21 protein-coding genes are annotated in these 25,873 nt (G+C 56.8%); 11 read left to right on the forward strand and 10 right to left on the reverse strand.

Translation table 11 applies throughout. From position 1 onward, the window contains the following. Window positions 1-71: 71 nt before the first annotated feature. On the reverse strand, window positions 72-563 hold the full coding sequence (gene smpB, locus ABD890_RS16720) for an SsrA-binding protein SmpB (RefSeq protein WP_345092147.1): 492 nt from the start codon (window positions 561-563) through the stop codon (window positions 72-74). A gap of 190 nt (window positions 564-753) precedes the next feature. Between smpB and ABD890_RS16725 the strand changes: the two genes are divergently transcribed. Together ABD890_RS16725 and lipA are read left to right on the forward strand one after the other, a co-directional pair. Beyond that, complete coding sequence (locus ABD890_RS16725) at window positions 754-1,539, forward strand: lipoyl(octanoyl) transferase LipB (protein WP_345092150.1); 786 nt, start codon at window positions 754-756, stop codon at window positions 1,537-1,539. Between the two features lie 7 nt (window positions 1,540-1,546). Next, a complete protein-coding gene (lipA, locus tag ABD890_RS16730; RefSeq protein ID WP_345092427.1) occupies window positions 1,547-2,437 on the forward strand; it encodes a lipoyl synthase in 891 nt (296 codons plus the stop codon). An 89-nt stretch (window positions 2,438-2,526) separates the two neighbouring features. Here the strand turns inward: lipA and ABD890_RS16735 are convergent, their stop codons facing one another. From ABD890_RS16735 to ABD890_RS16745, 3 genes are all read right to left on the reverse strand, one after another. Further along, the gene (locus tag ABD890_RS16735) at window positions 2,527-5,181 is read right to left on the reverse strand and encodes a CARDB domain-containing protein (protein WP_345092153.1); all 2,655 of its coding nucleotides are present in this window, start codon (window positions 5,179-5,181) and stop codon (window positions 2,527-2,529) included. Window positions 5,182-5,387: 206 nt separating this feature from the next. Next, window positions 5,388-7,130: a HEAT repeat domain-containing protein gene (locus ABD890_RS16740; protein WP_345092156.1), complete on the reverse strand. Its 1,743-nt coding sequence runs from the start codon at window positions 7,128-7,130 to the stop codon at window positions 5,388-5,390. Window positions 7,131-7,185: 55 nt separating this feature from the next. Beyond that, a complete protein-coding gene (locus ABD890_RS16745) occupies window positions 7,186-7,830 on the reverse strand; it encodes a hypothetical protein (protein ID WP_345092159.1) in 645 nt (214 codons plus the stop codon). A 121-nt stretch (window positions 7,831-7,951) separates the two neighbouring features. Here ABD890_RS16745 and ABD890_RS16750 point away from each other — a divergent pair, with 121 nt between their 5' ends. After that, window positions 7,952-8,641: a TVP38/TMEM64 family protein gene (locus tag ABD890_RS16750; protein ID WP_345092162.1), complete on the forward strand. Its 690-nt coding sequence runs from the start codon at window positions 7,952-7,954 to the stop codon at window positions 8,639-8,641. 81 nt (window positions 8,642-8,722) lie between these two features. Here the strand turns inward: ABD890_RS16750 and ABD890_RS16755 are convergent, their stop codons facing one another. The 3 genes from ABD890_RS16755 to ABD890_RS16765 form a co-directional block, all read right to left on the reverse strand. Beyond that, window positions 8,723-9,244 (reverse strand): hypothetical protein, encoded by a 522-nt coding sequence (locus ABD890_RS16755; RefSeq protein WP_345092165.1) that lies wholly within the window; start codon window positions 9,242-9,244, stop codon window positions 8,723-8,725. Between the two features lie 385 nt (window positions 9,245-9,629). After that, window positions 9,630-10,088, reverse strand: a complete 459-nt coding sequence (rpiB, locus tag ABD890_RS16760; RefSeq protein ID WP_345092168.1) for a ribose 5-phosphate isomerase B — start codon at window positions 10,086-10,088, stop codon at window positions 9,630-9,632. Between the two features lie 80 nt (window positions 10,089-10,168). Then, window positions 10,169-11,305 (reverse strand): L-threonylcarbamoyladenylate synthase, encoded by a 1,137-nt coding sequence (locus ABD890_RS16765; protein WP_345092171.1) that lies wholly within the window; start codon window positions 11,303-11,305, stop codon window positions 10,169-10,171. Window positions 11,306-11,696: 391 nt separating this feature from the next. Here ABD890_RS16765 and ABD890_RS16770 point away from each other — a divergent pair, with 391 nt between their 5' ends. The 6 genes from ABD890_RS16770 (at window position 11,697) to ABD890_RS16795 (ending at window position 20,921) form a co-directional block, all read left to right on the forward strand. After that, complete coding sequence (locus ABD890_RS16770) at window positions 11,697-12,572, forward strand: NHL repeat-containing protein (RefSeq protein WP_345092174.1); 876 nt, start codon at window positions 11,697-11,699, stop codon at window positions 12,570-12,572. Between the two features lie 83 nt (window positions 12,573-12,655). Further along, entirely contained in the window at window positions 12,656-13,228 is a 573-nt protein-coding gene (locus tag ABD890_RS16775; protein ID WP_345092176.1) for a prolyl hydroxylase family protein, read from the forward strand. A gap of 519 nt (window positions 13,229-13,747) precedes the next feature. Next, on the forward strand, window positions 13,748-16,840 hold the full coding sequence (locus ABD890_RS16780) for a VWA domain-containing protein (protein WP_345092179.1): 3,093 nt from the start codon (window positions 13,748-13,750) through the stop codon (window positions 16,838-16,840). A gap of 124 nt (window positions 16,841-16,964) precedes the next feature. Beyond that, window positions 16,965-17,993 (forward strand): AAA family ATPase, encoded by a 1,029-nt coding sequence (locus tag ABD890_RS16785; RefSeq protein ID WP_345092182.1) that lies wholly within the window; start codon window positions 16,965-16,967, stop codon window positions 17,991-17,993. 43 nt (window positions 17,994-18,036) lie between these two features. Next, a complete protein-coding gene (locus ABD890_RS16790; protein ID WP_345092185.1) occupies window positions 18,037-18,939 on the forward strand; it encodes a DUF58 domain-containing protein in 903 nt (300 codons plus the stop codon). After that, window positions 18,936-20,921 (forward strand): VWA domain-containing protein, encoded by a 1,986-nt coding sequence (locus ABD890_RS16795; RefSeq protein WP_345092188.1) that lies wholly within the window; start codon window positions 18,936-18,938, stop codon window positions 20,919-20,921. Before ABD890_RS16790 ends, ABD890_RS16795 begins: the two co-directional genes overlap by 4 nt. Before the next feature lie 5 nt (window positions 20,922-20,926). Here ABD890_RS16795 and hemA read toward each other — a convergent pair whose 3' ends face one another. Together hemA and ccsA are read right to left on the reverse strand one after the other, a co-directional pair. Further along, window positions 20,927-22,201 (reverse strand): glutamyl-tRNA reductase, encoded by a 1,275-nt coding sequence (hemA, locus tag ABD890_RS16800; RefSeq protein ID WP_345092191.1) that lies wholly within the window; start codon window positions 22,199-22,201, stop codon window positions 20,927-20,929. Continuing rightward, window positions 22,198-23,094 (reverse strand): cytochrome c biogenesis protein CcsA, encoded by an 897-nt coding sequence (ccsA, locus tag ABD890_RS16805; protein WP_345092194.1) that lies wholly within the window; start codon window positions 23,092-23,094, stop codon window positions 22,198-22,200. The genes hemA and ccsA overlap by 4 nt, the downstream gene beginning before the upstream one ends. A 432-nt stretch (window positions 23,095-23,526) precedes the next feature. On the opposite strand from ccsA, the gene ABD890_RS16810 reads away from it, so the two are divergent. Both ABD890_RS16810 and ABD890_RS16815 read left to right on the forward strand, forming a co-directional pair. Next, the gene (locus ABD890_RS16810; RefSeq protein WP_345092197.1) at window positions 23,527-24,861 is read left to right on the forward strand and encodes a dihydroorotase; all 1,335 of its coding nucleotides are present in this window, start codon (window positions 23,527-23,529) and stop codon (window positions 24,859-24,861) included. A 105-nt stretch (window positions 24,862-24,966) separates the two neighbouring features. Next, complete coding sequence (locus tag ABD890_RS16815) at window positions 24,967-25,365, forward strand: hypothetical protein (protein WP_345092199.1); 399 nt, start codon at window positions 24,967-24,969, stop codon at window positions 25,363-25,365. A 24-nt stretch (window positions 25,366-25,389) separates the two neighbouring features. Here ABD890_RS16815 and ABD890_RS16820 read toward each other — a convergent pair whose 3' ends face one another. Continuing rightward, window positions 25,390-25,866 carry a hypothetical protein gene (locus tag ABD890_RS16820; protein WP_345092202.1) on the reverse strand — a complete coding sequence of 159 codons (477 nt, stop codon included), beginning with the start codon at window positions 25,864-25,866 and terminating at the stop codon, window positions 25,390-25,392. Between the last annotated feature and the right edge of the window lie 7 nt (window positions 25,867-25,873).

Below are 25,873 nucleotides of genomic sequence, written 5' to 3' on the forward strand. Positions count from 1 at the left end.
CCTAATCGCTAAACACGTTACGACATGTGCTAGCGATTGGTTCGGGCCATCCGTTCCCAAGCATGGGGCGGTTAACCGCGTTTCAGGGCCCGATCGATATCGCGTTTGGCGACATCTTTCTTCAGCTTTTCCCGTTTGTCGTGCATTTGGCGACCCTTGCCGATCCCGAGCAGGACCTTCGCTCGGCCTTCTTTGAAGTACATCTTCAAGGGAACGAGCGTGAGCCCTTTCTCTTCGCTCTTGGCGGCGAACTTGGCGATCTCACGCTTGTGCAGCAGCAGCTTTCGTTTACGACGGGCCTCGTGGTTCAGAAACTCGCTGGAGTTCGAGTAAGGCGAGATCTCGCAGTTCACCAGGAAGACTTCACCGTTGACGACGTGCGCAAACGATTCAGCCAACTGAAGTTTTCCGTCGCGGAGGCTTTTCACTTCGCTGCCGGTCAGTTGGATGCCACATTCCAGGTGTTCAAGAATCTGATATTCATGGCGAGCTTTCCGGTTCTCGCCGATCGTTTTCTCGTTCTTGTTTTCTTCTTTTTTGGCAGCTTTTGACTTCTTAGCCACTTTGGTTGCTTTCTCGATGAGATTCTGTCAGTCCCTAAGGCGTCCTGCGGGTGGGCCTGAGACGAATGGCAATGCCAGCATGTGGAGGGAGTTTTTCTTAACTTCGACCTAGGAGGAAATGGGACCTCCTGCTAATCTCCCCCCCTCCAACGAAGACCTCGCAACGACGACTTTCAGGTATATCGATCGCGTGGAAATATTTGAATTTCAGTCTTCCGATCCTATTCGGCCACGACCTCAGCAAATCGACTTCCATTACATGGGAATGGTCGATTTCGATGAATGTGTCGCCTTCCAAAAACGTCTGGTTTACGAAGCAGGCGGGCGCGACGATGGTCATATTACCTGTCTGCTGTGCGAACACCCACCGCTCATCAGTATAGGCCGTGCCGGTTCGCGGCGACATATCCGCTTGACCACGCAAGAGATGCGTCGTCGCAGGATGGAGCTGCGCTGGATCGGTCGTGGTGGTGCCTGCGTGGCACATACGCCGGGACAATTGGCGATTTACCCGATTGTCCCTCTCAAGTACTACGGTTGGTCGGTCGGCGATTATCTGCAACGTCTGCAGAATGGTTTGCTGGACACGGTTCGCGAGTACGAGGTTCCCAGCTACAAGCGTCCTGGCCGTTTCGGTCTGTGGGGGCGCAGTGGCATGCTGGCCGCGATCGGTGTGGCGGTCCAAAACTGGATTACCAGCCACGGAGCCTTCCTGAATGTGACCTGCTCGCCCCTCAGTCAGGTGGGCGTTGAGGCCAATCCGGCAGAGCTTGCCTCACCCGGAGATCATGCCACTATGAGCAGTCTCCTGGAAGAAACAGAGTCGTGCCCTACAATAAGGGAGTTCGCCCGCAGTGTGGCGTACCATTTGGCGCACCGGTTCGAGACTGCCAACTCGATGTGGCACTCGGGCCATCCTCTGTTCTCTGAAGTAGTCAAGCAAACACGTGATCGAACCCGCCAAGCAGCCAGTTGAGCTTCCGATCGTCGATTCCTCTGATATTCCGTCGCCTGATTCCGGGCGACGGCTTCCTCGCTGGCTGAAGCGGAACATCCCCAAGGGAGATCCCGGCCACAAGACCACCAACTTGATGAAAGAGTTGGGTCTGGAAACGGTCTGCGAGGAAGCGAAGTGCCCCAATCGTATGGAGTGCTATTCGCAGCAAACGGCGACCTTCATGATCTTGGGCGCCATCTGCACCCGGGCATGCAGCTTTTGCTCGGTTTCTCGCGGGGCTCCGCAGGCTTTGTCCGACGACGAACCAGAACGTTTGGCAGAAGCTGCCTTCCGTTTGGGGCTGAAGCATGTGGTGATCACTTCGGTCACGCGTGACGATCTTCCGGATGGTGGAGCGGATCATTACTACCGCTGCATCGAAGCCGTTCGTGAACGAACCGGCGCCACGATCGAAGTGCTGACGCCTGACTTCATCGAGTCGAAGGAAGCCTTGGAACGCGTGCTGGCCGCGAAGCCGGAAGTGTTCAACCACAACACCGAGACCGTGCCCCGACTTTATCGCCGGGTGCGTGGTCCGAAGTCCGAATACAGTTGGACGCTCGAACTGCTGAAGCGTGTAAAAGAGATCGCTCCGGAAACGAAGACCAAAAGTGGCCTCATGCTCGGGCTGGGCGAAACCCGCGAAGAGTTACTGGACACTTTGGCAGATCTGCGTGAAGCGAATGTCGATTTCCTGACTTTGGGACAATATCTGCAGCCCGACCAAAAGAAGTACCTGCCAGTCGTGCGATACCTTCGTCCGGAAGAGTTTGTCGAACTGGGCGAACAGGCCAAGCAGATGGGCTTCGTCAAAGTTGCCAGCGGGCCATTTGTTCGCAGTAGCTACCACGCTCGCGACATGGCCGAAAGCTTCTAAGCTCAAGCGAAATTCCACGAAGCAAATCACAAAAAAAGGCTACACGATGCGTGTAGCCTTTTTCGTTTCTTGATCCAGCCTAGGGAAGCTTAGCGGTCGGTATAGACCGTGGTGCTTTCTTCCTTGGTGATCGGGTCTGGAATGCCGTCGGTGCGGACCTGAACCCGAATTCGCTGATCGCCTGGCATGGTGCCTTGGGCCTGGATGCTCAAGCGAATAGTCTGCTTGGGATCGAGGCGGGCGATTGGCTGGAAGATGATCTGGTTGCCTTGCAGCGAACCAGGCACTTCACCGTCGGCGGCCATTGCTTGCATACCTTGCGGCAGCGTGGCAGTGACCTGAACGTTGGTCGCTTCCTTCGAGCCTTGATTGACAACCTTGATGTCGTAGGTAGTGTCCTTGCCCACTTCGATCGGGTCGGCCTGGTCGGCGACCTCGAAGAAGATCGCGGCGAGGCCTTCCACATGAATCGTCGACTCGTCTTCGGCCGTCAGCCCCTTGTTCGCTGAGCCTTCAACACGCAGACGCTGATCGCCTGGTTCGATGGGCAGGGCAACAAGTTCGACGGTGCCGGTCTGCGAAGGAGGGAGTTCCTGGAGGCTCCAGAAGACGGCGTGACGCGTGGCATCGTATTGGCCGGCGTTGTTGGCTTCGACAAACTTCAAACCCTTCGGCAGGTACGTGACCAGGTCGATCTCGTGAGCTGGCGCGGTGCCAGGGTTGCTGATTGAAACGGTGTATTTGGCTGGGCGTTCGAGGTAACGCAGTTTCGGGCCCGTCATCGCGACCTGAAGCTGTGGGGCGACCACTTCCAGGGGAAGGGCATGTTCTGCAGTCAGGTTGCCATCGGCACGAGCCCGCAACATGTTTTGGACATTTCCAGCCGCAACGGCGTTCAGCACCAGGTCGAGCTGACGCGATTCACCTGGCTTCAAAGTACCGACTTCAAATTCGAGTTCTTTGCCGGCAGGATGCGTGAAGTTGCCTGGGACGTTTTCTTCCAGGACGACGCCGGTAGCGGCACCGGTGCCTGGGTTGGCGATCGTGATGGTGATGCCGAGTTGGTTGCCGGCCAGAACGGTGGCGGCACTCGACTGCGAGATGGTCAGCTTCGGGCGAGTCACGATCGAGCGAGCCGATGCCTTGGCGGCGAACGAAACGCTGGCGACACTACCGATGTTGCCTTCTTCCAGCGGAAGAATCTCGAGTTTGATCGTCTGACGCTGCTGCGGACGAAGGGTACCCAGGTCCCACGTCAGGCTGCCATCGCTGCCCTGCTGGGCTTGAGGGTTGCTTGAAACGAGCTTGGTACCGGATGGGACCATGTCACGAATCATGACGTTCGAGGCTTCGACCTGACCGTTGTTTTCGACGTGCAATTCAAAGATGGCGACTTTACCAACTTGAACTTCCGGAGGAGCGACCTTTTCCAGGCGGATGCTTGGCTGCTGGTCACCTTCCAGATGCGAATCGCCAGGGCGAGCCGAAACGAGCATGCCGGTCGGAGCCCCCACTGGTGCACGCGAGGCAATCGCGGTTGGCTGTTCGCCACCGAAGCGAGGCTGTGGCTGGGCTTCGGGCTGATAGGTCGGACGCGGGTCTTCTGGCATGGTGGCTGGTGGAGCAGGCGTCGCCGAAAAGCCGCGAGTCTGGCTGAACGATGCGGGAGGAGCCGAACCAATCACGCTTGGCTGTGGCGTGGAAGGAGCGGATGGGTTCGATGCTGCCGGATTCGAGCCTGCCATATCGGTTGTCGAAAAGCGACCGGTTGGCGGCGGGGATGGCATCGAAGGTTCGGGCGAACCATAGCCAGGCATAGCTGGCTGAGGGACCGCAGCCGGCGTTGGAGTGGCCGTAGCACTGAAACCAGACGCCATGGGATTGGGAGGCGGCAGATGCGAGTTCACCGCGTTGCCGACTGCTTCGGCTTGTTCGCGAAGGGCATTGCTGGCCGAACCAGCCATCGACGAGAACCGCGAGTTGGCACTATCGACGGCACCTTGAATGGCTGCAGAGGCTTCCGAGGTGGCGGCATTGGCGTCGGCAGCGATGCCGTTGGCGGTTTCTTTGATTTGTTCGGCGGCCTGACCAATGGCTGAGTTATCGCCCATCTGGAAGCGAACTGGTGGCGCCGGAACACCGCCTGGAGCGGCGGGCGTCGGCTCGGCATCCGAGGCGAAGCTTTGCGGACGAGGAGGCATACTCGGAGCACCACCGGCGGCAGGATTCGCCGAGGTGGGCTCTGGCGAACTGTCGCCGATGCTGAAGCGATTGCCGCCAGCAGGAGGTGCCGCAGGATTCGACGTTCCAGCAGCTTCGGAGTCGGCAGCCGTTGGCGGTGCTGGGAAGCGACTAAAGCGGCTTGGAGGCGAGTTGTCGCCACCGACCGTCGTGGTGCTGCCAGAAGCAGGGTTTTCCGTGGAAACCGGAGTCGCGGCTTCGCCCGAGTCGGAAAAGCGGAAGCGCGAGGCAGGCGTCGGAACAGCCGGTTGGGCTGGTGGTTCTGACGCGGCGGGCTTCGCTGATTCCGGTTCGGCAGGCGTATCGTTCGAAGCGAGAACGACCTGCGATTGCGGGAATGATGCGGACGCAAGTTGTGTCGGCTCGCCCGGTGGAATTTGCGAAATTTCGATCGGTTCTGGATCGGCGGAACCACGCGATGCCATCATCGATTGTCCGATTGCGGTGGCGCCCAAAGCAACCACTCCACCAATCACGGCCAAACGCAGGTAAATGTTTTTCATGGCATCCTTGCCTAACATGCGAAACTCTTTCTGGCATCCATTCTCAAGAAAATAGTGTCGGCTCGGAAATTACTAGCAAAATCCCGGTTTCGGTAAAAGATCAGTTCAAGTCAGGATGCGCGTTTGCCGACACCCAAGCCTGCTAGCAAAAACAAAGGCCACCCCAAACGAGGTGGCCTTTTTGTGTTGCTATGCGAGTCGAAGCGTTACTTCGAGATCGCCTTGATTGCTTCGGCGGCGGCTTCGTTGCCAGCGTCTGCAGCAGCTTTCAACTGTGGCAGAGCCGACTTGGCCTTCACACCGAACATGGCCAGGGCCTGAGCGGCTTCGCTAGGAATGTAGTCCTGCGTGTTGTCATTCAGGTGCTTGACCAAAACCGGAATCGCCTTGGCGGCGACGTCTTCGTCTTCAGGAGCGATATGCGCCAGCGACCAGGCGGCAGCGAACTCGGTGAAGCCGTCTTCACTGGTCAGCAGAGCCATGACATCTGGCTTGGCCGAGACGGCACCGTTACCGATGCGGCCCAGGGCATACAACGCATCCAACTGCAGCGTTCGCGAATCAGACTTCAGAAACGGAATGATCGATTCCAGGGCACCAGCCGACTTTTCGCCGATTGCACCCAGGGTCATCAGCAGTTCGGCTTGGAACTGAGGATCATCAGAAGCGGTCAATGCTTCGGCCAGCGGAGCGACTGCTTCTGGAGCAGCTTCACCCCAGCGACGAATGATCGTTACCGAGACCCAACGCATCTTTTCGTCCTGCAGGCCCTTGGCGACCTTGGGCAGGATCTGCGGACCCATTTTCACGATGGCATCGGTGATGTTGACCACCACGCGAGGATCGGCATCGTTGAGGGCATCGGCGATGATGGGCTGAACGACAGACGATGGAGCACCCAGGTTCGCCAGACAGCGTGCGGCTGCGGCACGAACGTTGGGGTTTTCATTCTTCATCGCTTCGACCAGGAAGGTCGCGGCGGTGGCCATCTTCTGCTTGTCTTCTGGATGCAGCTTGGCCAGAGCGTAGTAGCTCATCAGGGTCAGAAACGCGTCTTCCCCTTCGGCAGCCTTCTGAAGTGCGTCCGAAGCTTTCTGGTCTTCCATCGCCGCCAGGGCGAAGGCAGCCGAGTACTTCACGGCTGGGACCGGGTCGCTATCGAGTGTCTTGATAACACGATCCAGGGCCGGCTTGGCTTCTGGACCGATCTCGCCGAGGGCGATCAAAGCGTGCATGCGGGTTTCAGCGTCTTCGTTATCCAGGACCGCGGCCAGTTCTGGAACGATAGGAGCCGCTGTCTTGCCCATTTCGGCAGCGACCAGACAAGCCCAGTAAGCGGCCTTCGGATTCTTCAGGGCCATCTTCAAGCGAGGCAGAGCCTTCTCGCCCTTCTCGGCCATTTCGGTCAGCACTGGCAGAACCATACCTGGTTCAGCGTTTTCCAGAACCTTGACCAGAATCGGCAGCGAGACGTTTGGATCGACGTCCATCTCGAGCATCGCTTCCAACGCTTCATGGCGAACCATGGCGTCTTCGTCGGTGATCAGTTTGATCAGTTGCGGAACGACTTTGTTGCTTCCGGTATCGATCTTACCGATGGCGTAGGCGGCATAGGCTCGCACTTTCGGCAGCGGGCTGTCGAGCAGCTTGACCAGCACTGGCGTGGCGCTGCTGGCTTCTTTGCCGAACTGGGCGATTGCACGAGCAGCACGACGCTGCAGTTCTTCATCGTCGCTATCGAGGGCGGCTGTCAGGGCGGGAATTGCTTCCGCGGCAGGGGCGTCGGCAAGGTCATCTGCTGCTGCGTAGGCTTTATCGCCACCTGCCTTCAGGTCGGCCACCAACTGCTGCGTGTCGGTCTCGGCCGCAGATAGGGTGCCGCAGAAGAGCATCGCGGCACACAAAAACATCAAACGGGCACTCATCGCCGTCTCCAGTTTCGTATTCATAGAGAAGAGGTTGTGTTGCAAGTCAAAGGTGTCAGGATCAAATACGTCGGCCCGCTTAGCTGGATGGGAACCGGACGTCGTACGACAAGGCTTCCATGAAGCGATTGGCGTCGATGTACTGCTGCGGTTCGTAGTCACGAATCCGCTTCTTCAGCTCGTCGTACATCGAGTCGACAGCTTTGACAACTTCCTGGTGCGACTCGTAAGTCGAGAACGACCCCTTCTGCGAACGCTTCTGGAAACCAGAGTCGATTGCTTTGCGGTAAGGTTCGTAAACCATCGAGGTCAGAATGAACGGCCAGTGCAGTTCGCCAGTGACCGGATCGATCTGGTCATCGTTCAAACGCTTCGGAGCGCGCTGAGCGTTGATGCGGAAGATCTGCTCGCTGGTAACCTTCGGGCCCGCTTGTTCAGCGCGGAAGGCATCGTTGCGGCGACGCATGTCGAACCAGACTTCCTGGGCGCGGTTGCGGTTTTCGATGTAGGCCGCGTTCGCCTCCTCCTGGTTAATATTGGCACGCGACGTTTCGAGGTTGTACATACCCTGCGAACGAATCACGTCGGCCAAACCACGCTGGTAGCCTTCTTCAGCAGTCGAAGCGTGGTAGCTGTAGCCACCCCAAGGACCGCCCCATTGTGCATAGCAGGAACTGGCGAGTAGCGGCATTACAAGGGCCGCTAGAAGTGATCTTGAGACCATGACTCTTTCCATCGTTGCAGGAAGCTGTAAGGAAACCCCATCGGAACCTTGGTTTCGTGGGAATGTATTTATACTTTGGTAATCCTACCCCAGTAAAAATGATAGTTAAGTCAGAAATCGGATGCCAAGAAAAACAGACGAATCCGCCGGTAAAGCAATGCCGACATTCCTGAAGGTTTTCGTTTTGATTGCGGTGGCTTTGGCCATTCCGATCATCCCCTTCGTGATCTGGGGGCACGATATCGAACAGGCAGCCGCCGCATGGGAGGAAACCCAGACCAGTCCTGGACTTATGGCGATGGTGCTGTTCCTGCTATTGTCTCTCGACGTGTTCCTTCCGGTCCCTTCAAGCCTGGTAAACACCCTCGCTGGAGCCAAGTTAGGCCTGCTTGCCGGCGGCGCGGTCTGCTTTGCAGGCCTTACCGTGGGAGCCGCGTTTGGGTTTGGCCTCGCTAAATTGGCGGGGCCGGCACTGCAAAGGCGTTGGATGGCAGAAGAGGACGTCCGAAACCTCCAGAAATTTGCAAATGACTGGGGAGTGGTCACTTTGGTCGTGACCCGTGCGCTGCCCATCCTGGCCGAGGCCGCCGTCGTCCTCCTAGGTGTCCAGGGGCTTTCGTGGCGTAAGTTCTGGCCGCCCGTCCTGTTGGCCAATGCCGGCATCTCAGTCGCCTACGCTGCCTTCGGCCAGGTTGCCGCGGAACAGGAATGGCTGGTGATCGCACTGGCCATCTCGGCTGGCCTGCCTTTACTGCTTACCTTCTTCGCCCGGCGTTGGTTGCAGTCGCAGCGAACCGAAGAAGTGATTTAGCAAGAAAAAGCGAAGCGGATTTCACCATGCCCCGATGCTGCGAGCAGCACGCGATGAAATCCGCTTTCGCTCTTGGTCTGATTAACGCGTTTCGCCCGGCAATTTGCGAGGGAAAGGCGAGCTTTCGACAGGCGGCAACGGCTCGCCTGTTTCTTCCAGCCAACCTTGGCGTTCTTCTTCCGAAGCGTAATAGCGAAGCCAGGTTTCCGGGTCGCCATCGGGCTCGGCACAGTTGAAGTAGATGCAATGGCTCGTCAGGTCGACCATCTTCTCTTGCGAGGGCAGGATGTCTCGCACCACCAGGCGATACAGTTGGGCATCGCTCAGATGATCGGTGAAATCGAGGTAGATGCGACGCGAGGCGAGCTTGTCGATCATGTCCCAGAGGACTTCGTGCAGTTCATCCGCCGAGAGTTGATCGGCTCGGGGAGGAGCAAGGCTCGGGCTGAACCACTGCGAGATCGGCAGTACAGGGGCACGTTCCCAGGCGAGAATCGCACTCAGAAACTCGTTTTCGACGCGAATGGGTACGCGACCGCTGTCGAGAATCTTCATCGATTCGTCGAAGAACGGCTCCAACTCGTCACGCAGCTTGGCGTTCAAGAGTAGCTGTTCTACGTCCTCGGGATGGGGGCGACGAAACCTGACCACTGCTGGCTAACTTTCCGAAAAAGACGCGAAGCACGGCGTTGCAAAAACGAAACGTGCGTTTCCGATGACTGTTTAAATGACTCTATCAACAATCGATCTCGCTTCAAGATTTTGAGCTGCGTCTGACCGGTAGAAAAAATGCAGAAATAGGCCAGAAGCGATTGCGACCGTTACAAACGGAAAAGCTTGCCGGGAATTTTGGAGATAATCGGCGCAAGCGGACCACATAGCCCAAAAATCAAGCTAGGAATTGGCGGAATAAATAAAGCAAAAAGGGCGCTGCACCGAAGATGCATCCGCCCTGTAGGTCCTGCGCTTTTTAAGAATCAACCGCGATTTATTCGCTGTCTTTGGAGAAACGACGCTCAACGTCGGTAATCTTGTCGACCCGTCGCTGGTGGCGGCCTTTTTCAAATTCGGTCGTGATCCACAGTTCGACCATGCGGTCGATCAGCCGTTCCCCCAGCAGGTCAGCCGAGAGGCACATGACGTTCACGTTGTTGTGGCGGCGGCTCATCTCGGCGGTCAGATCGTCGTGACAGGTCGCGGCTCGGACGCCTGGGAACTTGTTGGCGGTGATCGCCATCCCGATGCCCGATCCACAGATCAGAATGCCCCGATCCACGGCGCCGTCGACAATCTTTTCGCTGACGGCGGTGGCGATATCGGGGTAGTCGATGCTATTGCAATCGTGGGCTCCGCAGTCGACCGCCTCGTGCCCCAGTCTCTTCAGGAGCTCGATGATCTTCGCTTTGACCTCGTAGCCACGATGATCACTTCCGATTGCGATTTTCATGTTTGTCACATTCTGACATGCGATAAAAACCACCGTTTGCGGCCGCAGGAGGTACGACCGTCGACGTTGGCAGGATAAGACTAGGAGGGCAGAAGGCTGTCCAGGTCCAGATCTTTGACGCGGAGTTTGATCTCCGATTCGATCTGTTCCAGGCACTGGCGATATACGTCTTCCGAACCGCCAATTGGATCGGCAATGTCACGACCGTCGCAGCTCAGCGTTTGCACGCGATCTCGGGCATCAGGCCAGCGGGCCAAAATCGCGTCACGATGGCCAGCGGTCATGGTCAGGATCAAATCGGCCTGTTCCACAAGGCGATCGCTCAGCGGTTGGCTGGCATGCGGAGCCAGGTCGAGGCTTCGCTCGGAAAGGATATGGATCGCTTCCGGGGCGGCACGTCCGCCAGGATAGGCGGCAATCCCAGCCGAAGCGACCAGAATACCCTTCTGATCGAGCTGATCGATGGTGGTTCCGACCTTATCCGCCAGATGTTTCTGCATGATGACTTCCGCCATCGGGCTGCGGCAGGTATTGCCGGTGCAAACGAATAGGACAAAGTAGCTGCTAAGGTGATTCAAAACACTCTCCGAAACGACACCTTGACGTAACATCTGGAAGTGGTTGCCTTCCACTTTGACGACGCTGGAAGGTTGCCCATACCGGCACTTTCCATCGTCCAAAATCAATCCTACCCGATCACCAAGGGCTTCCACGACCTCTTTTCCGTGAATCGCGTCGGGTGTGCCCGACAGATTTGCACTGGTCAAAGCGAGCGGTCCCGGCAGGAAATGCATCACTTCCGAGATCAAATCGTGTGCCGGGACGCGAAGCCCGACAAATCCACTGGGTGATACCGCTTGCTGTACCTCTGGCGAAAACTGCGACACGACCGAGCCTTCATCGCATGGCATCACCAGCGTCACCGGACCTGGCCAACAGCGTCGCGTTAATCGTGCCATCAGGGGCGTAGCGTTTGGCACATAGTCCCACAGCGTGTCAGCACCCGGGACACAAAGGCTGAACGGGTTGGTTTCGGGGCGACCCTTGGCATGCCGCAGATCATGCACCGCTTGTGGATTCAGTGCGGAAACGGCCAGCCCATAGACGGTTTCGGTCGGAAACGCCACGATTTCGCCCTCGACCAAGGCCTGAACGGCACGATGGACGACATCTCGGCGATCATCAGCGGTTTTGACTTCGATAACTTTGGCGGGCACGAACCGGTTCCAGGATGGTCTTCAGGTGTCTAAAAGCTGTTTTCAGTACTTGTTATCTATTCCGGTTTCATTCCGAGAAAAGATCGTCGAGGCTAAATCAGTCCCCTTAGATCCTATAAATCGGCACACGAGCGAGGGATGTTTCCTCTCTCTGCTGAAAACTGAACCTTAGAAACTGAAAACCCTTTCCGCGAGGCATTCACAGAAGTTATTATTTTCAAAGAGGTTACTATACGAAATGGGGGGATCGCCTCACAAGTCGTTTCCCAAGTCGATCTACCCTTAAACATACTGTACCGTGATATTCTTTGCCCCTGACTCCTCCCGGTTCCTCGCTTTTCGGTCGCTGATCTGGTGCGCCCTGCTGGGGCTGCCTGGGTTGGCAGGCTGCATGCCCGCCGCTGGGCCATCCACCGAACCGGAAGTCGTCTGGGGCCGACGGGGCGTTTCAGACGGTTTATTTGAAAAGCCGAGGGCTGTCGCGATTAGCCCGGACGACGAACTTTACATCGTCGACATGACAGCCCGGATTCAGGTCTTCGACCTCGATGGCAAGTTTCTGCGATCGTGGCAGATCCCTGAATTCTACAAGGGACGCCCCTCAGGGCTATCCTTCGACAACAAAGGCAACCTGTTGGTCGCTGATACCCATTACAACCGCATGCTGGTTTACACGCCCGATGGCAAGCGGCTCGACGAGCAAACCATTGGGGGTGTCGAAGGCTCGCAGCCCGGCGAGTTTGGGTTCGTCACCGAGGCGGTTCAAGACTCGCAGGGAAACTACTACATCTCGGAGTATGGCCAGCACGATCGCGTGCAGAAGTTCGACTCGGAAGGGAACTTTCTTTACCAGTGGGGTGGCCATGGAAGCGAACCAGGGCAGTTTATCCGGCCTCAGAATATGGTCATCGACGAGCATGACCACATCTGGGTCGCCGATGCCTGTAATCACCGAATCCAGGTCTTCGACGCGACTGGCGACGATGCCAAGTTGATCAAGATTTGGGGCATGCATGGCACCGAGCCTGGCGAGTTGGGGTATCCCTACGATCTTGTCCTCGACGGGGAAGGACATTTGTACGTGGTCGAATACAGTAATCACCGGGTGCAGAAGTTTGATCTGGATGGAAATTCGCTCGGGACATGGGGCTCTTCCGGGCATGACCCAGGCCAATTGAACAGTCCGTGGGCCTTGACTCGCGACCGCTACGGCCGCATCCATGTGATCGATTCCGAGAATCACCGAGTCCAGCGGATTCGACTCTAGCGGAAGTCCGGCGAACCTCTTGTTCGCCGCGAAGGTCTCTCGCAGGGGGAATGATCCCCCAATCCAACCAAGGAGACCGAAAGATGCACCGCGAGTCGTTGTATTACGACTACGTTTACGTTATCCACGACTTTCTGACCCCGGATCAGTGCGCGCAGTACATTGCGATGGCGGAAAGCGAAGGCTTTGTCGATGCGCCGATCACGACCTCGGAAGGCGTCGAGATCCGGAAAGATGTTCGCAACAACCTGCGTGTCATGATCGATCGTCCAGAAGTGGCCGACGAACTTCGGCAGGGGGCGAAACCGTGGGCAATTGATCCTTGGCGGGGACGAACTGCGATCGGGCTCAATGAACGGCTCCGGTTCTACAAGTATGAACCAGGGCAAGCGTTCGCACCGCACTTCGATGGCCGCTACCGTCGCAGCGAAACCGAAAAGAGCGACTTCACGTTGCTCGTTTATCTGAACGACGACTTTGCAGGGGGCGCCACGCGGTTCTTCAAGCCTGAAACCTTTCGCGTTGTGCCACGTACTGGTTCGGCTTTGTTCTTTCACCATCCGCAGCTTCACGAAGGCGAGGTGATCGAGTCCGGCACCAAGTATGTTCTGCGGAGCGATGTGATGTATCGCAGTACGCTGCCCGAGAGTGCTTAGGGCGGGAAAAGAAAAAGGGGATGAGTCCATCTCATCTCGCGAGTTAAGGCGGCTCGCGTTTTCGTGCCAGGCACAAAATTGGACTCATCCCCTTTTAAGCGGATGCCAGGGAAGGTCGGCGAGTCCCTGGTCTTTTGTTGCGGCAATGTGAGTCTGTACGATATTGCGCTATCCCCACTATAGCCGAGAAAACGTGGGTGAAACGTGTTATCTAAATTTGGTCGAAGTTCTTCAATTTCGAAAAACGAGTTCTAACTCTGCAAATCGCAATTGGTTTCGCCACGTTTTAGAAAGATCGGCCGGTCTTGATGGCTGCGGAAAGTGTGATTCCTTTGGGGAGTGGCGGCGTTGTGCGATTGGGGGTGCGGTGATTTTCAGATTCTCGTGATCGAAAATATGGGCATGCCACTTCAAAACCGTTACCATGTAAGGACTTCTCGTAACGGCAGGCGGAGATATAGTCTTTCCGCATGACTTCTCGTCTCAGAGACCAACCCCCGACCGGAGACTAACCTCCACATGTTTGGCGTCGATGTCGCGTTCAACAAGCCGTGGTACTTGCTGCTGTTGGCGGGCCTCCCACTGCTGTGGTACTTCAGCTTCCGCAGTATTTCGGGCCTGGGGCGTGTGCGTCGATTCTTCGCGTTGGGATTGCGTTCGCTCGTCTTCGTGCTGCTGGTCTTCTGCCTCGCCGAGATTCAGCTTCGCCATACCAGCGAACGGGTCACCGTCATCTATGTGCTCGATCAGTCCGAGAGCATCCCGCGTGATAAACGTGCCGCCATGGTGCAGTACGTGGTGAAGGATGTCGTTGAACATCGCAACGCCGCGCGAGGCGATCGCGCTGGCGTGGTGGTCTTTGGCCGAGAAGCCGCCATCGAAGTTCCTCCGTACGACGATTCGCTGCCGATCCAGCAAGGCCGGCTCGAAGCGATGATGCAAGTACGTTCCGATGCGACCAATCTGGAAGGGGCTTTGAAGCTGGCCCAAGCTTCCTTTTCGGAAGACACCGCCAAGCGAATCGTGATCGTCACCGACGGCAACGAAACCCTCGGCGACTCGCAAAACATTGCTCGTCAGCTTTCTGAAAATGGTATCGGGATCGACGTGGTCCCGGTGGCGCTTTCCAGCCGAGCAGAAGTCGCGGTCGAGAAGATCACCTTGCCCAGCGATATCCGCAAGGGGCAGCCAGTTCAGGTCAACGTTGTGCTGAACAACATGACTGAAGCGACTACCGAAGATGATGGCAAGGTCAAAGGCAAAGTGATTGTCGTGCGAAAGCATGGCAAACGCGAAGACGTGCTGATCGAACAGCCTATGGAGCTTGAGCCGGGCAAGAAGGTGCTGACCTTCGAGCACGCGATCGACGAGCCTGATTTCTACACCTACGAAGCCCGCTTCGTGCCAGACGATCGCCTCGACGATTCGATGGCTCAAAATAACCTGGCGACCGCTTTCGCTCATGTGCGCGGCGAAGGAAGCGTGCTGATTATCGAAGATTGGGAGAACGTCGGCGACTTCGATTTTCTGATCGAACGACTCCGGGCCAATAACATCAATGTCGAAACGATGCCCAGCAACGGGCTGTTTACCTCGCTGGCCGAACTGCAGCGATACGACTGCGTGATCATGGCGGACGTGCCTCGCGCCAGTGGGGGCGGGGCAGGCGATATCTCTAGTTTCAGCGACCAGCAAATTGAAATGCTGGTGCGAAACACGCAGCAGATGGGCTGTGGTTTGCTGATGATTGGCGGGCCTCGTTCGTTTGGGGCGGGTGGCTGGTCGAATACCGAGTTGGAAAAGGCCATGCCGGTCGATTTCAACATCAAAGACGCCAAGGTGGTACCGGTCGGTGCCCTGGTGATGATGATGCACGCCTCGGAACTGGCCCAAGGCAATTACTGGCAGAAGGTGGTGGCCCGGGAAGCACTCAAGGCATTAGGCCCGCAAGACTACTGCGGTCTGATCCATTGGAGCGGAACCGATCAATGGATGTGGGGCGTGCCGGATGGCTTGCTTCCGGTCGGACCAAATCGCAATCAGATGGTCGCCAAGCTGAACCGCATGACCCCTGGCGACATGCCGCAGTTTGATCCGGCGATGCGAATGTCGTTGGCGGGCTTCAACGCAATCGATGCCCGCGGAGCGAATGTCTCGATTCGGCACATGATCGTGATCAGCGACGGTGATCCTTCGCCACCCAATCCGCAGACCGTTCGAGCTTTCATTCAGTCCGGCGTCAAAATTACCACAGTGGCCATCGGTACCCATGGCCCGGCCGGCAGTACGCCGCTGCGGCAATTGGCGGCTCAGACCGGTGGTAAATATTATGCGGTGACCGATCCGAAGGCGTTGCCACGTATCTATCAGCGCGAGGCCCGGCGCATTGCTCAGCCGCTGATCAAAGACAGCCCGGGTATGCTGCCGATTACCTACCCGCATGAAGTGCTGGAAGGGATCGATGGGTTTCCGTCGTTCGACGGCTACGTGATGACGACGCTCAAAGAGAATGCCCTGGTCGACGTTGGCATGGTGGCCCCCGTTCCACCAGAGCATCCCGAGAACGCGACCCTCTTGGCAACATGGACATATGGAGTCGGCCGTTCTGGTGTGCTGACCACCGATGCCGGCAAACGCTGGGCGAACAAGTGGACCGCCTGGGAAGGGTACGACAAGTTTTTCACCCAACTGGTCCGCTACTCGATGCGTCCGACCGACAGCCAAAGTAACTACACCGTCGCCAGTGAAGTGAAGGATGGCATGGTTCGCGTGGTGGTTACCGCGACCGACGAAGACGATCAATATTTGAACTTCCTGAAGTTCTCTGGGACCGCGATCGATCCGGACATGGAATCGAAAGACTTCCAGCTCGAACAGGTCGCCTCAGGGCGTTATATCGGGGAGTTTCCTGCGGACAGTTCGGGAAGTTACTTTCTATCGATCTTACCCAGTACCGGCGGAGCACCGATTCGTACCGGGGCGAATGTCCCCTACTCGGCGGAGTTTCGTCAACAACGGCTCAATTCAGCCTTGGTCGAAGGACTGGCATCGCTGACACCAACTGGCGGCGAGGCAGGTACGGTGATTGATGGCGACTTCGCGATTGGCCGCGTCGAAGAACTACTTGCCGTCGATACGTTTCGGCATACCCTTCCTAAGGCGATCAGCAGTCAGCATATATGGCCCATTTTGCTGGTATTGTGCGGACTGGTTTTCTTCGAGGATGTATTCGTCCGCCGAGTTACCATCGGAACCGAATGGGTTGGACATTCGTATCGATGGATGCATGCCAAGATTTTCGGTGCCCCGGAAACGGAAGGGGAAGAAGATCGGATGGAACGACTTCGGATGATCAAAGAGCGAGCCACCGCCGACTACGACGACCGCAAGGCGACGTCGCGGTTTGAAGTGGGGCTCGACCATGCCAATGGTCCTTCCGCGGTCGACGAAGAACTTGCCGCCAAAACGCCAACCAGCCAAGGGCCCCCCAAGAAGGCCCAGTCGATGAGCGAAACACCCGAAGAAGATTCGTACACCTCCCGATTGTTGAAGGCCAAGAAACAGGCCCGTAAGCGAACCGGTGGCAGTGGCGATGAAAATGAAGGAACCTAGTCGCCAGACTCGACAACGAATCTGATTTTTGAATTACGATGGACTAGGACGCAGCTCGCTGCCAGCTCCTTGAGAGATCACTACCCGAATCACACCCGAGAAAAAGTCGCAGCAAGGAAATCGCATGAGTGTCGCTGAATCGATGCAGCAGCAAGCCGACGAATTTCGTAATCGTTACCACGCCGTTAAAGACCAAATCCAAAAGGTGATCGTTGGTCACGACGATATCGTCCATGGAGTGCTCACCTGCTTGTTCGTTGGCGGTCACTGCTTGCTGGAAGGGGTGCCTGGTCTCGGTAAGACGTTGTTGATTCGGACCCTTTCCCAGGCCCTCGATCTCAACTTCAACCGCATTCAGTACACGCCTGACTTGATGCCGGCCGATATCCTTGGCACCAACATGGTGATGGAAACCCCGGAAGGCAAACGCGTGTTCGAGTTCCAAAAGGGACCGATCTTCACGCAGATCTGCCTGGCGGATGAAATCAACCGTGCCACGCCCAAGACGCAGTCCGCCATGCTTGAAACGATGCAGGAAGGATGCGTGACGGTGGCTGGCCATCGTTATGTGCTCGACAAACCGTTCTTCGTTCTGGCGACGCAAAACCCGATTGAACAAGAGGGTACCTACCCGCTGCCGGAAGCGCAGCTCGACCGCTTTTTGTTCAAGCTCGTTGTCGGGTATTCGACCGCTTCCGAGTTGGGAACGATCATCGATCGCACCACCAAGGGAACCAAGGTCGAAGCCGAGAAGGTGATGGATGGTTCCGAAATCTTGAAGTGGCAGCAGGTCATTCGCGAAGTGATTCTGGCGAAGCACGTTCAGGACTATATCGTCCGACTGACATTGGCGACCCATCCGGAAGGTCCGCTCGCACTGCCTATCACCAATCAATATCTGCGTTGGGGCTCCAGCCCGCGTGGTGCCCAGACGTTGGCACTGACCGCCAAGGTTCGAGCCTTGCTCGATGGCCGTTACAACGTCAGCTACGAAGACGTTCGCCGCGTGTTTCTGCCGGCGATGCGTCACCGCGTGGTCTTGAACTTCGAGGCCCAAGCCGAAGGACTCGATACCGATCACGTGTTGTTGGAACTGCTGGAGAAGGTGCCTGAAAAGGCGGACGACGCCGTACTCGCGTCGCCAGCCAACTAGACGTTTCCCCACCGATTGAATCTTTGTCAGGTAAGAAGCGTCGATGGCGAAAACAAACATCGTTTCCGATCTCCTTTCTCCCGAATTGCTGGCTCAGCTCGAACGCATGGAACTGGTCAGCCGGAAGATCTTTCGTGGACGCATGAAAGGGGAGCGTCGTAGCAAGCGGAAAGGGACCAGCGTCGAGTTCGCCGACTTTCGTCCCTATGTCGCCGGAGACGATCTGCGCTTCATCGACTGGAACATGTATGCCCGACTCGATCGCATGTTCCTCAAAATGTTTCTGGAAGAGGAAGATCTGCACTTCTATACGCTGATCGATGCCAGTACCTCGATGGAATTCGGATCGCCCAGCAAGCTGACGTACGCGAAGCAGTTGGCGGCGGCACTCGGTTTCGTTGGTTTGTGCCGGACCGACCGGGTGCGGATTGAAACCTTGGGAACATCGCTGCGCAAGCCAGGCCCGATTTTGCGAGGCCGTCAGAGCGTGTGGCGAATGCTTGACTACCTGAACGGGATCGAAGCAGGCGAGAACGTTCCGCTGTTGGAAGGTGCGAAGAACTTCTGTCTGCGGAATCAAGGCAAGGGCATCCTGGTGCTGGTAACCGACCTGATGGACAAGGCAGGCTTCGAGCCCGCTCTGCGTTTTCTGTCGACGCAGCAAATGGATGTCTACGTGATTCAAACCTTGGCACCGGTCGAATTGAATCCTGCCGAGCAGATCAAAGGAGACTTGAAACTGGTTGACTGCGAAGATGGCGACATCGCCGAGATCACGGTCAGCCGTCCACTGCTGGACCGCTACAAGCGAACGCTTGATGCGTTTGTCGATGGTGCCCGAACCTTCTGCTCGAAGCGTGGCATGGCCTATATGCTGGCGAACACCGAGATCCCGGTGAGCCACCTCGTTTCCAATTACATGCGGCAGCGAGGGCTCTTGCGATGACCAGCTTGTTTATCAATACCTTGGGGCCGCTCGGCTGGACGCTGCTGACGTTGGTGCCTCCAGCGATCATTGCTCTCTATTTCCTGAAGCTTCGACGTCAACCGCTGGAAGTTCCCAGCACGTTCCTTTGGAGCCGGACGATTGAAGACCTGCACGTGAACAGCTTGTGGCAGAAGATGCGGCAAAGTTTGCTGCTCCTTCTGCAACTGTTGTTCGTGCTGCTGTTGATCCTGGCGGTCCTTCGCCCAGGGATGGAAGGGGAACAGAAACTGGTTGGCGATCGCTTCGTATTTCTGATCGACAACTCGGCCAGCATGGGAAGTAAAGATGCCGAGGGGGACCAGTCGCGGCTCGATGAAGCTAAGGCCCGCGTGCTGGAAATGATCGACCAGATGGACAGCGGCGACGTCGGCATGGTCGTCACGTTTTCGGATCGGGCCAACGTCGTTCAGCAGTTCACCGACAACCAACGCGTACTGGCGAGTAAGGTTCGTTCGATCGAGGCGACCGAGCGAACGACCGATATCCTCGAAGCGTTGCGGGTCGCTTCCGGTTTGGCGAACCCCGGCCAGTCTTCATTTGAAGAAGGGGACATCCAGGTCGCCGAGGCGAAACCAGCGACCGCGTACATCTTGAGTGACGGACGCTTCCAGACGATCACCGACTTCTCGTTCGGCAACTTGCAGCCGGTCTATATTCCGCTGGGAACCGAGGCCTCGAGCAACGTTGGCATTTTGGCCTTCAGCACGCAGCGGAACCCGGACAAAGACGATCAACTGCAAGTCTTCTGCCGGATCGCTCGCTTTGGCTCCGAGCCGAGCGAAGTCACCGCGAACTTGTATTTCAACAACGAACTCCTCGACGTCGCGCGAATCGCCCTCGATCCTGACGATGGCACCGGCGGTGCCCAGTTCGATTTGGGAAGCCTCGATGTCGGACAGCTACGTTTAGAGATCGAGCACGACGATGTCTTCCCAGCCGACAACATTGCCTACGCCGCAATCAACCCGCCGGAACGAGCCCAGGTGCTAATCGTTTCGGAAGGAAACGATTACCTGCGATTTGCTCTGGCCACCGGAGAAATTCGCCGGATCGCCGATGTGAAGATCGTTTCGCCGGAGTACCTCAATGGAGAGGACTATCCGAAAGAAGCGGCCAGTGGTCGGTTTGATCTGATTGTCTACGACAACTGCGTTCCGAAGGTGATGCCCGAAGCGAATACCGTTTTCTTCGGCGGCAAGCCTCCGATCGACGAATGGGTCTTCCAAGAAGAGCAGGTCTTGCCGCAGGTCATCGACGTCGCCCAGAGTCATCCGGTGATGAACTTCGTGAACCTGGGAAACGTTTCGATCTACAAGGCAAACCCGATCGAAGCTCCGCCAGGGGCGACCGTGCTGATTGAGTCCGATCAGGGAGCCCTCATGACGATCGCACCTCGCAAGAGCTTTGAAGACGCGGTCCTCGGGTTCAGCTTTCTGGTCACCGAAGAGGATAAAACCTTCTTCAATACCGAGTGGACCAAGCGGCTCAGTTTCCCGGTCTTCATCAAGAATCTCGTCGAGTACCTCGGTGGAGTCCGAAGTGGCCAAGGCGAGATGAGTATCCGCCCTGGCGAGAACTACACGTTCCGTTCCAGTGGCTTTGCATCGGAAGTGCACATTCGCCCACCTTCCGGCCGCGTACGAACGATCGTGCCGACGGCCGACAACTTGTTCAGCTTCGGCGAGACCGATCAACTCGGCACTTATGAAGTTCGCGAAGGAAGTTCCGACGAAGTGTCGCGTTACTTCTCGGTGAACATCTTCGACGCCGAAGAGAGCGAAATTCAGCCGAAGCTCGAAATCGAAACCCAGTGGGAAACGATCCAAGGGCAAGAGACCTGGCTGCCGATGCGGCAAGAGTATTGGAAGTGGCTGGTTGTGCTCGCACTGATCGTGCTGCTGATCGAATGGTACATCTACAACCGCCGCGTCTACATTTAATCGGCTTAGTCGTAGAGGCGGAACAGACGCTTCAGGGCATCCAGCAAGCCGCCTGGGGCGCCGCTTTCCATGTCGTCGCGAAGCGATTCGAGCGGCGGGTGCAGCAGCTTGTTGACCAGGCGATCGAAAGAGCGTTCGATCTCGTTCTGAACCTTTGGATCGAGATCGGTCATCTTGTTCATCAGACGACGAAGTTCGTCTTGCTTGATTTCGTCGGCAGCTTGCTTAAGCCGCTTGATGGTTGGGCCAGTCGCACGGTGGTGTAAATCCGCCATGAACTTGGAGGTCTCGACTTCGACAATCTTCTCGGCCTTGGGCCATTCCAGTTCGCGTGCCTTGCGGTTCTTCTCGCACGCTTTCTGGAGATCGTCGATCGAGAACAGATAGACCCCGACGCAAGTCCCGATCTTCGGATCGAAGTCGCGGGGAATCGCCAGGTCCAAAATGAACATCGCCTTTTGAAACCGCTTGGTTTCGACTTCCAGGAACTGATCGTAGGTCATGATCGGCTCGGTGGCCCCGGTCGTGCTGATGACGACATCGGCCCGCACGAGTTGCCGAACCAGTTCGGTCCAAGGAAACGCTTCGGCGTTGAAGGCTTCGGCCAGCTTCTGACCCCGTTCCAGGTTTCGATTCACCACGCTGAAGTCGCGAACGCCCATGTCGCGGAGATAGTTCAACGTTTCCTCCCCCATCTCGCCAGCACCGATGATCAATACCTTCTTGTCGTCGAATCGGTCGAAGATGCTCGAGGCGAACTCTCCTACGGCGACGCTCGGAATGCTTACCCGTTTCTGATGGATGTTGGTCTCGTTGTGGACCCGTTTGGCGACGTGGATGGCTGCCTGAAAGATGCTGTGGGTCAGCGTTCCGGCACAATCGGCATCGGTCGCCATCTCGTAGGCCTGTTTGACCTGCGACAGGATCTGAGCTTCTCCGACCACCATGCTGTCCAAGCTGGCCGCGACGGTAAACAGGTGCCGGACGACATCCTCGCCAGTTCGCTCCAGGACATTGTCGAAGATAGCTTCCGACTCAAGCTGATGAAACTGAGCCAGGAAATCGACCATCTCGTGATGCGATGGAAACCGAGTCGGATCGACCGAAGCGGTATACAACTCCGTCCGGTTACAGGTCGACAGGATCACCGATTCGGTGTCGGGGAAGTGTTCCCGCAACATCAGCATCGCTTTGCGGGCTTGCTCTGGCGTAAATGCCAGACGCTCGCGAACTTCGACATTCGCGTTGTGGTGGCTGCAGCCAATCATGTGGAGCTTCATTGGAAGAGGCTCCTTGGCGAGTCGACTCCCTGCGATACCTCAGAGGTGTCGTCTTTCTCGGTGGTCGTTTCGCTGTTGCGGGCATGCTGCGAGGGACCGAACAAGATCAGACCCAGTACCAAGGCCAGGAACATGAAGTTCGCCATCGTCAGGTAGGCCACCTTCTGACCTCGACGAGCCGGACGATAAACCAGCTCGAAGATCATGGCGGCGACCAGCCACGAAAACAGGATCGCGGAACTCCAGATCACTGGATCGGTCCACGGAAAACTATTGTGGTTCAGTTTCAACAGGATGCCAGCGAAGAGCCCCCCAGCCAGTAAACACGTCGAGATCACCAAGGCCCGGCGGTTGGTCATTTCCAGCCATTCGAGGCTCGGCAGCTTGAAACCTTCGGTCGACAGCATCTTGTGCTTCAGCCGATACGATTGGATCAGGTACATGATGCCGGTGACAAAGCCCAGCATCACGATCACCGTCCCCGCGAGCAGGGCTGTGCCGTGGATAACTCCCCAGGTTTCCGCGGAAGTGGTCGTCGAAAAAGGTGCGACCCGGTCCATTAGATAGGCGACACCGACCAGCAGCAGTACCAACGGCAACAAGAACAGGCCGAGGGAGGTACCTGGTTGAGAGAACGCGGCGATCACGTAGAGCGAAACCAGAACCCAGGCCGCCATCAGGCACCACTGATGCCATGACGAAATGGGTCCCGATTGGATGACACCTTGTTGTTCACCCACCAGGTAGAACGTGTGAGCCGCCAGGCCCAGCACCGCGAATCCCAGTGAGAGGACTGCCCGGGAGCGAGCCCTGACAAATATCCGCGCAATCTCGAGCCCCAGTGTAATGGCATAACTGGCGGCGAATATCAGCAGCGTGATCCCAGATAGCATGACCGTTTCAATCGGACCTTCGCGAAGAGAAGGGGACTCGTTCCTCGTTAGTGGGATCGGTTGGATAGGCCGGAAGCTTCATCGCAATGAAGGCCTTCGTCCCGGCTTCCTGGAAAGGTGGGTAATGTCGACTCACTTATTTTAGTTGTGAGGGCCCGCTAAGGGTAACTCCCCCTCGTCATGGTCGGGGGCGGAATCCAGGGCAAAGAAGGACATTTCGCCCGAAACCAGCCGATTCGGACCGCTTTCACGAGGGGGCAAAACTTCTTATAGTAGGCGTTTACGCTCTAGACTCGGGGTTCTTTCATGCGCCCGACACCTAGGGTTTGCCAATTGAATCTCGCATCCCACGTTCGTCGCCGACGGGTTTCTTTCGGGTCGGCCACCCCCTACTGTGACGTGGGCCAATCGTTTTCGACCGCAGGATATTGAATGAAAACGCTCATTAAGAATGCCACGGTGATTTTGCCGGATGGACCTCAGAAGACTTCCGTCCTGATCGACGGAGCTCAGATTGCCGAGATCGATCCGGCCGAATCGGTGAAGGTGGACGAAACGGTGTACGCCTACGGCATGACGCTGATGCCGGGTGTGATCGACGCCCACGTTCATATGCGAGATCCGGGCCTGACCAGCAAAGAAGACCTGCGCAGTGGTAGCCGGGCATGTGCCAAGGGTGGGATTACCACCTTTCTGGAAATGCCGAATACCAATCCAGCGACCGTTTCCCAAAAGCTGCTGGAAGAGAAGCTGACCCTGGCGGCCAACAAAAGTATCGTCAACTACGGTTTCTTTGTTGGTGCGACCCTGAACAACATCGACGAGTTGAAGAAGGCGACCCGCACCCCAGGGATTAAGATCTACATGGGGAGCAGCACCGGCGATATGGCTTTGACCGATCCTGGCCTGCTGGAAGCGATCTTTGCCGAAACCAAGCTGCCGATCGCCGTCCATGCCGAAGACGAATCGATCATCGAAAAGATGAAACTGGAATGTGCCGGAACACGCAATGTGATCGACCATACCAGGATTCGCAGCGTCGAAGCGGAAGTTGCGTCGGTGAAGAAGGCCTGCGCGTTGGCTCGTGAATACAAGCATCGTTTGCACATCTGCCACGTCAGCAGTGGTGCCTCGGTCGACATCTTTGAGGACCATGGCGATGTGATCACGGCGGAAGTCTCGCCGCATCACTTGTTCCTGAACGTGGACGACTATTTGAACATGGGCACGCTGGCCCAGATGAATCCTTCGCTGAAGACGAAGGAGGACAATGAAGCGTTGTTCCAGGCCCTGCTGGACGACAAGATCCAGATCGTTGCCACCGATCACGCCCCGCATACCTGGGAAGAAAAGTGTGCGAAATACCCTGATTCGCCGAGCGGTGTTCCAGGCGTCGATACTGCCTTGCCGTTGATGCTGGACATGGTTGCCAAAGATAAGTGCACCCTGGAAGACGTTGTGCACTGGATGTGCGAAGGTCCTGCCCTGGTGTGGGACATCTTGGAAAAAGGCCGCATCGAAGTTGGTTACGATGCCGACCTGGTGCTGGTCGACATGAACAAGACTCAGGTCATTCGTGGTCCGCACATGGAAACGAAGTGCCGCTGGACCCCGTTCGAGGGTCGCGAAGTGACGGGCTGGCCGGTTCGGACTTGGGTTTGCGGTAAAGAAGTCTACCGCGACGGCAAGTTCGACGAGTCCCGCATGGGCGTCGAAGCAATGTTCGACCACAGCCGCGGCGGTTACTGGGAAGGTGTCGAGGACTAATCGACTCCTCTCAAGCGAATGCAAAATAAGGGCTCCGGCGACAATGTCGGAGCCTTTTTTATTGCCTGTGAACACGATCCACCAACGTACTAAGCCGTACCAAGCATGTCTCTAACAGAAGACTACCGAAAGCTGCTGGAGATCTGGCGTTCCAATTACGGACGCGAGCATGGATGGTACGTGGAATACGATGACGTGTGTGTGGCCAAACTCGTGGATTGTGAGTTCTTCGAGATGTTTTGGGACGCATACCGCGTTGTCCCGGTAACGAACGCTCTACGCGTGGAAGAGGCCGATCTGAAGGCCCCTGAGTTCTGGGAAGAGGTTGACCGGTTTCGCTATCGAAATCGCTTTACCGGCGACGTCGCGGAAGATGCCTTCGCCGCGGCAGATCCGTTGACCGAGACAGGCCAGCTGGTTGTGCGGGGCCTGTATTTCGACGTTCGCTCACCCAATCTCATCGATCGATGGATCAACTGGGCGTTGGGCGGAGAAAAGATCTAGCGGGCATTTCTGCCGCTAGACATCTTACAGATACATGCCCATGAAGCTGTCGCCCGATTCACTTTCGGCTTTGATCTTGGCGATCCGTTCTTCGGTCTTTTTCAGGTCACCGGCTTGGATGTAGCGATCGAATTCTACGGCGACACTCCGCTGGACTGTTTCCTGGAACCAGTGGACGATCGGTTCCGAGAGCCACGTGCAGGTCTCTTTCACCAATTCCACTTCCAGGTCGTTACCCCGAGTTTCCATGTCGTTTTCGTCGGTAATGACGGTGCCATGGAACTTGAACTGGATCATGCCGTCCTGCGGATGGTTCAGCAGGTGATAGGTGCACGTCGCGTTGTGCAGATAGTAAGTGTTGTGCGAGCCATGCTTCTCCATGGCCGACTTCACGCGAAGGCAATGCTGCTGGAACTTCGGCGAGGCATCCATCGGAATATCCATCCGATCGATCGAACGCAGCGGAAGACAGTCGAACTGGATTTCTACCCAACGTTCCATGTGGGCT

The organism is Bremerella cremea, assembly GCF_039541315.1.
Taxonomy (GTDB): Bacteria; Planctomycetota; Planctomycetia; order Pirellulales; family Pirellulaceae; genus Bremerella; species Bremerella cremea.